The organism is Wolbachia endosymbiont of Culex quinquefasciatus Pel (assembly GCF_000073005.1).
In the GTDB taxonomy this organism is placed as follows: Bacteria; Pseudomonadota; Alphaproteobacteria; order Rickettsiales; family Anaplasmataceae; genus Wolbachia.
On sequence record NC_010981.1, the window covers coordinates 1,129,315 to 1,141,136 of the forward strand.

The 11,822-nt window shown below is 33.6% G+C and carries 13 protein-coding genes and 1 rRNA gene; 13 read left to right on the top strand and 1 reads right to left on the bottom strand.

What is annotated here, in order from left to right; translation table 11 throughout:
- Window positions 1-47: 47 nt before the first annotated feature.
- From rpoZ to WP_RS05305, 8 genes are all read left to right on the top strand, one after another.
- Window positions 48-440: a DNA-directed RNA polymerase subunit omega gene (rpoZ, locus tag WP_RS05265; RefSeq protein ID WP_007302435.1), complete on the top strand. Its 393-nt coding sequence runs from the start codon at window positions 48-50 to the stop codon at window positions 438-440.
- Between the two features lie 29 nt (window positions 441-469).
- Complete coding sequence (locus tag WP_RS05270) at window positions 470-715, top strand: monovalent cation/H+ antiporter complex subunit F (protein WP_012481980.1); 246 nt, start codon at window positions 470-472, stop codon at window positions 713-715.
- 6 nt (window positions 716-721) lie between these two features.
- Window positions 722-994: a monovalent cation/H(+) antiporter subunit G gene (gene mnhG, locus WP_RS05275; RefSeq protein WP_012481981.1), complete on the top strand. Its 273-nt coding sequence runs from the start codon at window positions 722-724 to the stop codon at window positions 992-994.
- Window positions 995-1,005: 11 nt separating this feature from the next.
- Entirely contained in the window at window positions 1,006-1,530 is a 525-nt protein-coding gene (locus WP_RS05280) for a DUF4040 domain-containing protein (protein ID WP_010404272.1), read from the top strand.
- Window positions 1,523-1,942, top strand: coding sequence for a Na(+)/H(+) antiporter subunit B (locus WP_RS05285; RefSeq protein ID WP_007302439.1), 420 nt, complete (start codon window positions 1,523-1,525; stop codon window positions 1,940-1,942). The genes WP_RS05280 and WP_RS05285 overlap by 8 nt, the downstream gene beginning before the upstream one ends.
- Complete coding sequence (locus WP_RS05290; RefSeq protein WP_012481982.1) at window positions 1,939-2,241, top strand: cation:proton antiporter subunit C; 303 nt, start codon at window positions 1,939-1,941, stop codon at window positions 2,239-2,241. The genes WP_RS05285 and WP_RS05290 overlap by 4 nt, the downstream gene beginning before the upstream one ends.
- Before the next feature lie 139 nt (window positions 2,242-2,380).
- Complete coding sequence (gene rpoD, locus WP_RS05295; RefSeq protein ID WP_007302441.1) at window positions 2,381-4,279, top strand: RNA polymerase sigma factor RpoD; 1,899 nt, start codon at window positions 2,381-2,383, stop codon at window positions 4,277-4,279.
- Window positions 4,280-5,056: 777 nt separating this feature from the next.
- Window positions 5,057-5,200, top strand: a complete 144-nt coding sequence (locus tag WP_RS05305) for a hypothetical protein (protein ID WP_007302443.1) — start codon at window positions 5,057-5,059, stop codon at window positions 5,198-5,200.
- A gap of 708 nt (window positions 5,201-5,908) precedes the next feature.
- Here the strand turns inward: WP_RS05305 and WP_RS05315 are convergent.
- Window positions 5,909-6,526 carry a hypothetical protein gene (locus WP_RS05315; protein WP_012481984.1) on the bottom strand — a complete coding sequence of 206 codons (618 nt, stop codon included), beginning with the start codon at window positions 6,524-6,526 and terminating at the stop codon, window positions 5,909-5,911.
- Window positions 6,527-6,679: 153 nt separating this feature from the next.
- Between WP_RS05315 and WP_RS05320 the strand changes: the two genes are divergently transcribed.
- The 5 genes from WP_RS05320 (at window position 6,680) to WP_RS05335 (ending at window position 11,748) form a co-directional block, all read left to right on the top strand.
- Window positions 6,680-8,183: ribosomal RNA gene (locus WP_RS05320) — 16S ribosomal RNA — on the top strand.
- A gap of 102 nt (window positions 8,184-8,285) precedes the next feature.
- Window positions 8,286-8,657, top strand: coding sequence for a succinate dehydrogenase, cytochrome b556 subunit (sdhC, locus tag WP_RS05325; protein ID WP_012481985.1), 372 nt, complete (start codon window positions 8,286-8,288; stop codon window positions 8,655-8,657).
- Window positions 8,654-9,019, top strand: a complete 366-nt coding sequence (gene sdhD / locus WP_RS07215) for a succinate dehydrogenase, hydrophobic membrane anchor protein (RefSeq protein WP_012481986.1) — start codon at window positions 8,654-8,656, stop codon at window positions 9,017-9,019. The genes sdhC and sdhD overlap by 4 nt, the downstream gene beginning before the upstream one ends.
- A gap of 76 nt (window positions 9,020-9,095) precedes the next feature.
- Entirely contained in the window at window positions 9,096-10,328 is a 1,233-nt protein-coding gene (locus WP_RS05330) for a hypothetical protein (protein WP_007302448.1), read from the top strand.
- Window positions 10,329-10,446: 118 nt separating this feature from the next.
- A complete protein-coding gene (locus WP_RS05335) occupies window positions 10,447-11,748 on the top strand; it encodes a sugar phosphate nucleotidyltransferase (RefSeq protein ID WP_012481987.1) in 1,302 nt (433 codons plus the stop codon).
- Window positions 11,749-11,822 lie beyond the last annotated feature (74 nt).

Sequence of the window (11,822 nt, forward strand, 5' to 3'; positions counted from 1 at the left end):
ATCTTATTTTTTGTGATATAGTATAAAGCTTATCAAGGTGGTATTTTATGGTTGAGTCTATTGTAGAAAAGTGTGTAGAACAGGTACACAACCGTTTTAAATTGGTTCTGCTAGCAAGTCAAAGAACGCATGATTTGAGTACAGGGGCAAGCGATCCCGTTGAAATGGTTAAGTTTAAAGATCATAAGGATACGATAGTTTCTTTATATGAAATAGCAGAAAAGAAGGTGAATACTCATGAGTTGTTTAACCTTTTGGTGAAAAGGTGCAAGGAGCACATGAAAGGAAACACAGATAATACTTATATTAATAGTCCAAGTAAGCTAGCAAATTTGTTAAATTTTTCTGATCATCAACTTAACACAAGTCTGGATGTAAGTCAAGAAAGCCACGATGATGAAATAGATGATCAAGATAGTGGTGAAGAAGTACCGATTTAGAAATCTACAGAGGTTATAATAGTTTATAAATGATTAGTATTGCTATCTATGTGCTTTTGTTCTGTATGAGTGTAATGTTATGTTGTATAGTATTTAGGTCAAGTGACGTTTACAATAAGATTTTAGCATTCAATAATTTATCAACACAATTAGTTTTACTCATAACAGCAATATCGATTGTTCTGAATGATTTTTTTTTAATTGATATAGCATTACTATATGCTAGCATCAGCTTTATATCAACTATAGCGCTAATGAGATTAATGTTGTTTTGATAATTTATGGTAGCATCCATTCTCATATTTTTAGGTGTTTGTTTAATAGTCATTTCAAGCGTAGGAGTAGTAGTATTTCCTGATTTCTATACTAGACTACATGCTGCAGGTATTGCAGATTCTAGTGGCGCAATGTTGTTGTTGATTGGTTTTGCTTGGCAAAATGAATTTTCAATCAATACTATTAAAGTTATATTATTGATTTTTATAATATGGATAGCCAATTCAACTAACAGTTATATTTTAGCGCGTACTTATTATAAAAGTAAAGACTATTAAAGAAGGTTAAGATGCTAGAAATACTGAATCTAATATTACTTTTGCTGTTACTCACGGTTACAGTTTTTATAGTTCTTTCGAAACATTTGGTTGTAAGTGCTGTTCTAATGTGTGTATTTAGTTCACTTATTGCACTTATGTACTTGATTATGAATGCGCCAGATGTTGCAATTACTGAAGCTTCTGTTGGTGCAGGATTGAGCACAGTCTTTACGTTTGCAGCACTCTCTTTGGTAAAGAATTACAAAGCAAATTTATCTCATAGCCCCACAACACTTTTTTTTATGTTATTTTTGACTGCATGTTTATCATACTTTATGATTCAATTACCAGATTTTGGCAGTCATAATGCTCCAGTTCACTTGCACGTTGCTCCTTATTATGTAGAAAATACTGAAAAAGCTATTGGTATTCCTAATATAGTGACAGCTGTTTTAGCAAGCTTTCGTGGCTATGACACATTTGGAGAAACTATAGTAGTTTTTACTGCTGCACTTTGTATAATGTTAATATTAGAAGAGAAAGAAAGTGATTAAAGATCCGGTATTAAGTGCAGTAACATTTTTGATGATACCTTTTATCATTTTTTTTGGTTTATACATACAGTTTCATGGTGACTATACTCCAGGTGGAGGTTTTCAGGCGGGAATAATTATTGCTTCTGGGATAATATTATATTCTATGTTATTTGATATACCTACAACTTTAAAAGCAATACCTTACTCTATTATCAAATTTACTAACGTACTAGGTATTTTAACCTATGGAGGAGCTGGTATTATAACAGTTTTATTTGGCCAAAATTTTTTATCCTATAGTATATTGTCAGCTGATAGTAGAACAGGTCAAAAATTGGGTATTTTCTTAGTGGAGCTGGGTGTATTGCTTACCGTCTCTTCTTCCATGTTAATCATATATATAAATTTTGCTCGCAAGAAAAAACAATGACTCTATATAATTATGTAGGCATTACTATATTAATGGTGCTAGGTTTCTATATCATTGTAAATGATAAAAACTTAATCAAAAAAATGATGGGATTAAGTGTCTTACAATCATCTGTTTTGTTGTTTTACATATCTTTAGGGTATGTAAAAAATTCTTTACCTCCTATATTGACTTCAAATTTTCACTTATATACCAATCCTATACCTCACGTCTTAATGCTTACTGCTATAGTGGTTGGAATTGCAACATTTTCAGTTGGATTGTCCATATTAGTAAGAATAGAGAGACTAGTTGATTAAGAAGAATGTGAATAAATTGATAGTATCTTAAACTATATGAAGTAGCAAGTAACTATAAATTAAGAATAAAACTATAAGCTTGCTAATTGTAAGTTTATTTGATAAATAAGAAATAAAATTATAAACTGTAAAGGTAATGATGTCAACTATTAATGGTACGGAAGATAGGAAAAAGATCATCAAAGATCTTGTAACCAAAAGTATAAGAAAGGGCGGTTTTATCACTTTTGATGATATAAATGATAAGTTGTCAGATGAAAATTTTTCAACTGATTTTATAGATGATACTATAGCTTTATTGCAAGACTCTGGAATTAACATACTCGAAAGTAGTGAAGATGAGGAAGAAGCTCCTTCTAATAATGATGGTAATAAGCTTGATGATGATGAGACATCGTTGAATACTACTACAACTTTAGTGCAAAACGATGATCCAGTAAGGATTTATTTACAGGATATGAGCTCTGTAAAGCTTTTGTCACGAGCAGATGAAATTAAGATAGCAAAAAAAATTGAATCTGAAAAGCATAACATGTTACGTGCAATAATTGAAACATCAGTGGCATTCAAAATAATCAAAACATGGCGTGATGATTTAAGTGGTGGAACTTTTTTACTGAGAGAAATTATAAATCTGGATGCAATTTATAACTCTGATTTCAATATGGTAGACAAAGAAGAAAGTGAAGCTGAAGATGTTAGAGATTGTGTTAATGATGAGGAAAAAGGTAATGATGAAAAGGGAAATGAGAGTGAAGACATAAGTTCAGCTAACTTAAATATTTCTGTTCTTGAAATGGAAAGTGATTTATTGCCAAAGGTTATCACGGCATTGGATGAGATCATTGCTTTAACAAATGAAGCATTGGTATTGAAAAAAAATTCTAAAGATTTCTCTAATGAGCTAGAAAATTTATATAATCAAATATGGTCTGTAGCATTACAAATTCAGTTTAGTGATGCTGCTATTACCAGAATTACACAAAAACTTTACGAAATAAATAGACTAATCACGTTTGAAGAAGCTAATCTTATTACTGAAGCTAGAAAGTACGATATTGATAGAGAAAGTTTTTATAATGTTTATGATGATGTGCTTTTAGAGCACGAGTTTAGTGAAATAAGTTTTCTCAAGATTAATGAAAATCAATCTCTTTTTACAGGTGAATTAAAAAATAAATTCTTAAGGTTTATAAACGATAGCTATGAGTATATAGCTAGTGCCTTAAGCAATATTAAGAGTTATGTACAAGGAGATAGAGTTCAGGAGTTTAAGAAGGTAATCAAGAGAATACAGAAACATGAACAAGAAGTCTCTCAAGCAAAGCAAGAAATGATTAAGGCTAATTTAAGGCTGGTGGTTTCGATTGCTAAAAAGTATTCAAAAAGAGGCCTTGATCTGCTTGATTTGATACAAGAAGGTAATATTGGTCTTATGAAGGCTGTGGATAAGTTTGATTACAAACGTGGGTATAAATTTTCGACTTATGGTACTTGGTGGGTAAAACAATCAATCACTAGGGCAATACCTGAACAGTCTAAAGTAGTTAGAATACCAGTACATATGGTGGAAATTATCAGTAAAATCAACAAAGCATTAAGAAAGATGACTCATGAAATGGGTAGAGAGCCTACATTAGAGGAATTGAGTATAGAATTGGCGATGCCGCTAGAAAGAATACGCAAAGTTATGAAGATAGCAAGAGATCCGGTAAGTCTTGAAGCTCCAACAGGAAAGGATGATAGTAGTACCTTCGGTGATTGTATAGAAGATAAGCGAGTTTCTAAACCAGAGGATGCTGCAATACTTGCCGACTTGCGTGGTATTACGACCAATGTTCTTGCAACTTTAACACCAAAAGAAGAAAGAATTCTAAGGATGCGCTTTGGCCTTGGTAAAGATGGAAAGGAGCATACCTTAGAAGAAGTAGGAAAAATTTTTAATGTTACACGTGAAAGAATTAGGCAAATAGAGGCAAAAGCACTACGTAAGTTGAAACATCCAAGCCGTGCTAAAAAACTTAGAGGTTTCTTTTAAGGCAGAAGGGCTGCTCAAAAAATAGGTAAAATTCAGCCAAAGTTCTATAATTTCACCCTATTTTTCTTTTTTTATAGGCTTTATAGAGCAGTATGATTAGATATTGAATGTTATGGCAAATAAAAATAATAACTCTAATTCAAAGTGTAAAAATTTTTGTGTTCTGGGTGATAGTTTATCTGATAATGGTGTAATTATTGAAATTTTAATAACTTATCCTTTGTAAGAAACGTGAAACTTAATGCCCCTTTTTATTAAGGAGGATTTTTAGCAATGGCCTTACTGTTGTTGAATATGTATCAAAGTATTTAGGTTTAGAAGAATTTAAGTCATCATGGAGATGCTCATTTTTTGATCGATACTATGAACAGCAAGGTCATAACTATGCGATTTTATATGCAACAGCATCTGAAATTCTTAACCCTATTTTTTCTTATTTCCTCAATAAATTTCGTTTAGCTGATTAACTAAACGCAGTAATTAAACATCATCCAGACGTAGGTAAAGGAGATTTTATTTTTCATTATAATCGAGGAAATAATATTATGGGTGCCACTGCTTATAACAATGTTAAAGCAGAAAAAGTATTGAAATAAAGCGGTTAGTGAAATATGTAATGCATTTGGTTCTAAATGAATATGGTGTAAAGCATGTGATTGTTGCAAATGTGACTGAGGTTGGTTTGATACTAGCTTTAATAAAGACGAAAAGCAAGAGAGCTGGCTGCAACAGCTTACACAGAGTTTTAATACAAAATTAGCTAATAATTTAGATTATATGAAGAAAGGTGCAGATCTTGAAATAAAAGCATTCGATCTTAACTCTAAAATGAAAAGTATGCTTGGTAAATATAAGAGCAAAGGGTTAAATGATCGAGATGCATACCTATCAAACATCGTAGACCAGTTTAGGGTAGGGTGATTTGGAAAAAGTATAAAGATACTCTTGTTGATATTTAAAGGAAGGCTTGATACTTACTATAATTCTGGATGCAGCACAGAAATACTAAAGGATTATTTCTTTTTTGATTATTTTTATCCAACTGCAGAACCTTGTTGTGAAGTTGGTAATGAAATGTATGAGTTGATAAAAAATTAGATTTCTTTTAAACATCTTTACGGTTTGTAGTAACTATCTGCGTAGCTGAATGGTAAAGGGAGGGGGGTAAACAAAATAATCTAAAATATAGAGAAAATACAACGGTGCTTGATACATACTATTGCGATTTTATCCTCTTTTTGTCATTTTAGTGCTAGAATGACATTCTGCTAGTGAAGTTTATTCTTTGATATATTAACTATAAATATAGAGAAGTCTTACTAAATAAAAAGGTAAAAGGAACCTCTGAGTAGTGAAATTTTGACTCTATATTGCTGTAAGTGGTGCTGTAATAATGTTCTAACAAGCGCGACTTGGCTGAATATAGAAAAAATTTAAAAAACCGCTATAATTTTATGTAATCTACCAATAAACACCTAAGTTTTTACTGGATTTTGTGATTGATCCTACAGTCAAAAACAAATTTTGAGTCATAAATACTTTTAGTGCCATAATAAAATAGGGAGGTTTGTCAAGTAAAGTTCTTTATTTCATTAAATGCGCTGCCAAATTGTTATGCAAGCAAGTTTTTTAGTTTTCGTATATCCGAAGTAATTCTTGTGCATTGGCCTTGATTAGAGTCGGACATTCTCTATCATTTAATAATGAATGCAATATTTCAATTGCACCTTTAATGTCGTTACTGTGTATCTTTACTATAGCGATAGCTTCTTGGCTTGAATAAGGGTACACTGCATTTGATTCTAAATTACTAATTTTATCTCTATTTGTTTTTTCACCGCTGGAGTGAAGTAAGCTCATTACTTCTAAGTATTGTGCTAACTCACGTAAAACATCAGGAGCATCTTTATCGTCTGCCAAATCATTATAAATAATAGATGCTGTGTCTGTTGGCATTGAATCTGAGATATGATTGAATGCGCGTTCAAAATTTGCTAAATACTCCCAATGTGAATCTATTTCTTCTAGCAGCGACTTATTATCTTTTTTTAAGAATAATACTTCGTAAAACTTGTCACCTGCAGTTATAGATTGTTTTGTGTTATCAATGTTGCGCAATAAGTATAATGTGATGCCAACTAACATTGGCGCAAGTGTAAGCAGAAAGATGTATTTTTTCATGTTAATATTCCAAATAGTTATATATTTATACATTAATGCTTTTGATTTGCAAAAACATATTGACATAGTGATTATATCACATAATAATATCCTTAAAGTTGTTTGAATAGTTGGAGATTAAAATATTTCTAAAGTAGAAATAAAGACAGCAGTATTAAGCTAAATTATTTTTTGTCGGATTTATCCGATGTACCCTCAACCTTTTATAGGTTGAAGTCTAAATTTGAGAGTTTGATCCTGGCTCAGAATGAACGCTGGCGGCAGGCCTAACACATGCAAGTCGAACGGAGTTATATTGTAGCTTGCTATGGTATAACTTAGTGGCAGACGGGTGAGTAATGTATAGGAATCTACCTAGTAGTACGGAATAATTGTTGGAAACGACAACTAATACCGTATACGCCCTACGGGGGAAAAATTTATTGCTATTAGATGAGCCTATATTAGATTAGCTAGTTGGTGGGGTAATAGCCTACCAAGGTAATGATCTATAGCTGATCTGAGAGGATGATCAGCCACACTGGAACTGAGATACGGTCCAGACTCCTACGGGAGGCAGCAGTGGGGAATATTGGACAATGGGCGAAAGCCTGATCCAGCCATGCCGCATGAGTGAAGAAGGCCTTTGGGTTGTAAAGCTCTTTTAGTGAGGAAGATAATGACGGTACTCACAGAAGAAGTCCTGGCTAACTCCGTGCCAGCAGCCGCGGTAATACGGAGAGGGCTAGCGTTATTCGGAATTATTGGGCGTAAAGGGCGCGTAGGCTGGTTAATAAGTTAAAAGTGAAATCCCGAGGCTTAACCTTGGAATTGCTTTTAAAACTATTAATCTAGAGATTGAAAGAGGATAGAGGAATTCCTGATGTAGAGGTAAAATTCGTAAATATTAGGAGGAACACCAGTGGCGAAGGCGTCTATCTGGTTCAAATCTGACGCTGAAGCGCGAAGGCGTGGGGAGCAAACAGGATTAGATACCCTGGTAGTCCACGCTGTAAACGATGAATGTTAAATATGGGGAGTTTACTTTCTGTATTACAGCTAACGCGTTAAACATTCCGCCTGGGGACTACGGTCGCAAGATTAAAACTCAAAGGAATTGACGGGGACCCGCACAAGCGGTGGAGCATGTGGTTTAATTCGATGCAACGCGAAAAACCTTACCACTTCTTGACATGAAAATCATACCTATTCGAAGGGATAGGGTCGGTTCGGCCGGATTTTACACAAGTGTTGCATGGCTGTCGTCAGCTCGTGTCGTGAGATGTTGGGTTAAGTCCCGCAACGAGCGCAACCCTCATCCTTAGTTGCCATCAGGTAATGCTGAGTACTTTAAGGAAACTGCCAGTGATAAGCTGGAGGAAGGTGGGGATGATGTCAAGTCATCATGGCCTTTATGGAGTGGGCTACACACGTGCTACAATGGTGTCTACAATGGGCTGCAAGGTGCGCAAGCCTAAGCTAATCCCTAAAAGACATCTCAGTTCGGATTGTACTCTGCAACTCGAGTACATGAAGTTGGAATCGCTAGTAATCGTGGATCAGCATGCCACGGTGAATACGTTCTCGGGTCTTGTACACACTGCCCGTCACGCCATGGGAATTGGTTTCACTCGAAGCTAATGGCCTAACCGCAAGGAAGGAGTTATTTAAAGTGGGATCAGTGACTGGGGTGAAGTCGTAACAAGGTAGCAGTAGGGGAATCTGCAGCTGGATTACCTCCTTAGGCTTTGTACGTAATTCACCATTTCAAATAATAGTGTCATTATGTACTATACTGCTGTCTTTACTTCTACTTTATTTTTTAATTTCTCGATAACGAAATTTTATGAGTAACAGGCCTCTTTCCCCACATTTACAAATATATAAAGTACAAGTTACTAGTTTTTTTTCTATTATGCATAGATTGACTGGTATCTTGCTATTTCTTTTATTAATCATACTTTCTTGGTATTTTATATTATATGTTTACTCCCCTAAGTTAATTATAGTAAGGTGCTTAAATGCATTATTGTTCACTCCTGTTGCTAAATTAGCTTATATCTTATGCTTTGTAAGCTTTATGTATCATTTTCTCAATGGTATTCGTCATTTATTGTGGGATGCTGGGCTTAATTTAGAAATTGCTAGTGTTTTAAAAAGTGCTATATTACTAACAATAATGCTATTTCTTTCTACTATGGCTTTTATATTTATATGAGTCAATCTGTAAATTCAGTACATCATTGGTGGATCCAGCGTGTTTCTGCGGTGATTTTGTTATTTTTATTTCCTTGGTTTATTTACTCATTTTCTTGCACATTTTATGTTGATAGCCCTTTATCTTTTAATGAAAAATTATTTCAGGCTATTAATCATCCACTAGAGCTTTTGTTTTTTGTTATACTGGTGTTTTGCATTTTTTGGCATGCAGTTCTTGGAATGCAGGTAGTGTGTGAAGATTATATAGACAGCGTACTTCTAAGGATTTTTACAATTACATGCATAAAATACTTATCAAGCATTACTTATATAGTCCTTGCTTTTACGACTTTTTTCTTTTATAGGCATATTTTCTTGTAAAATTGTTAGTTCTGTGTTAGTATATTATTAGTTTACTAATTTTATTATTGAGCTATAGTGATTTTGGTTTGACAACATGTTTGGAGTGTTAAAAAAAGGAGTAGCAGACTTTACGCTTAAAGCAAAAGGTTTATTTGCTTCATCTGAATCTCAAATTTATGTCAAGGATCTTAGGAAGGTAATGACATATACAGATGGAAGAAAATGCAAATATCCAAAGAATTACGATCAGATTGTGAAATCTGGGAAAGTTGTAGAAAGTAAGAATAGTAATGGTGAGACTATATATAAACTTTTGTATGACAAGAAAACTTTTGAATTAGCTCTTGTCGAGAAAACGGATGATAGGTCCTATTTTACCATTGACTTTTTAGTTAATCGGGAAAAAAACAAGGATGTTAAGCATTATGATGGCTACTATAAACCATTTGGGTTTTCAAAAATTGATCTTGAAAAACATATTCCAATTTTTGAAGCTCGGGAAAAAGATGATAAGTTTGAGCTAACTAATTCCTCTTTTCTTGCTAAAAAAGGCTGCTTCATCAATGATGACACGGGAGAAGTTGATGAGAAAGATAGAGATGAAAAAGGAAGAAATGGAAAATTACTATACGCTAGTGATTACAAGAAGCTAAGCACCCATTTTTCAGAAATTAGAGATCAGGATGGTAATCTAGAGCTAGATAAAAGTCTGATATCTGTTCCTATTGTTTTTGTTGCGGGTTTAGCTAAGATTTGTGCTAGAATGCTGACTTTTATTCCTATGAAATTAGGAGAGAATTTGATAGCTAGAAAAAATCGAGTTGCAAAATCTTTTGGTTATCTTTTTTTCACTCCTGCAGTGGTAGTAAAAAATTTAGTAAATATGGGAGCTACAATACTTAAGGTTCCAATTTTATTATTTGTAGAAAATGAGAAAAAGTATGGTAATGCTTATCTTACTATGTCGAAACACCAATTGAAAGAATGTTGGAAAGAGGCAAAAAGTGACTTTAATATTATTAAAGGTGAAGAAGGGCTAAAGCCGGAGCAGAAGGATCATAAGCCACTCAGTATAGTGGGCACATGGGATGAGCTTGATGCTAGAAGTCTAGGTATTGAAAGAGACTTGGAAAAGGCGCTGAATAAAAGTAGTGAAAGTATAGATAAATCCAGAGAACCAGGTGTTGGAGAAAGCTTAAAGGAGAAGCCGCAAAACAAAACTGATAAAAAAATAGCTGCAGCCGTTAATCAAAAAAGCAGCACTCCTCATATTGATAGAGAGATAGAAAGAAGACAAGACTCATCACGAAATGTAGGGATTCCATAATGCTCGTAGTCAACCATCACTTTAAATTACTTTTTACTTTAATCATCTCACAATAAAAACTTGCATGCATTTTGCCGTTAGTATAAGATATTAATCAAATAATTAATATCTTAATTAAATGCGCCCTGTAATACTGTGTGGTGGTAGTGGCAGCAGACTTTGGCCTCTATCTAAGCCAAAGCAATTTCAGAAAATATTTAGTCAGAATACTATGTTTCACAACACTTTGTTGAGGCTAAAAGGCGATTATATGCCACCCATCATTACCACAAATATACAATATGAGTCATTATTGATGCAGGAATTACATGCATTACAGGAATGTAAAGTAGTTTTTGAACCAGTTAAAATTGGGACAGCGGCAGCAATACTAATTGCTGTGCTTCTCTGCGATAGGAACGAGACAATCTTAGTTCTGCCTTCAGACCATTTTATAGGTGATTTGAATAGTTTTTATGTTTCTATTGAGAAAGCGTCTAAGCTAGCCTCTGAAACTGACTCTATAGTCACTTTTGGGGTAAAGCCTCATGAATTCAATTCTGAATACGGCTATATAAATGCAGTATATGGTCAGAAAGAAAAATGTCATATAGTAAAAGATTTTACAGAAAAACCCGAGCGTAAGGTAAGTAACGATCATTATTGGAACTCTGGAATATTTGTGTTTAGAGCAAAACGCTATATAGATGAGATAAAAAAAATTGCTCCGACTCTCTATAATTTATGTTGTGAAAGTATGAAGCATTTTGTATCACGAGAGAGATTTCTGTATTTAGAACAGCAAAATTGTGCAGGAATGGGTGATACATCTATTGATCACCTAGTGATAGAAAAAGCAGAAAATATTGTAATGATAGAAGCCAATTTCGATTGGATGGATGTTGGAACTTGGGGTTCAGTTTTAGAGTTAAGTAAGAGATTTAATAAGAATTTTGAGTCGTTTCAAGCTGTAATCAAAGGAAGAGAGCCAGTTTTGATGACAGAAAATGATGCAAAAAATTTACTAGGTAGAGTTTATAAACGGCCAAGTAAGAGCCTAATGTTGTTCATTAATAAAGTTAAGGAAGTAAAGCCAATAAGGAAAGAGGTTAAGCCATGGGGATTTTATAGTGTAGTTTTAATGGGCAAGGATTTTCTTATAAAATACCTTTTTATAAATCCACTGAGCTGCACTTCTAAGCAATTTCACCACTATAGAGATGAGTACCATATAATACTATCAGGGGTTGGATGCGTGAGTTTAGATGACAAAACATATGCTATAACAAAAAATCATGTAGTAGAGATTCCAAGGAAGGTGTTTCATAAAATTGAGAATAAAAGTACAAGATTTCCTCTTGAGATAGTTGAGTTTCAGGTAGGAAAGTTTTTATCTGATAATGATATAGTAAGATTGGACGATATATATGGAAGGTCTTAATATAGAACATTGAATATATTCTATAAGCTTGCTAAATTTAGACAACCTCATTTGAGGTAAAGGAAAAATTACAG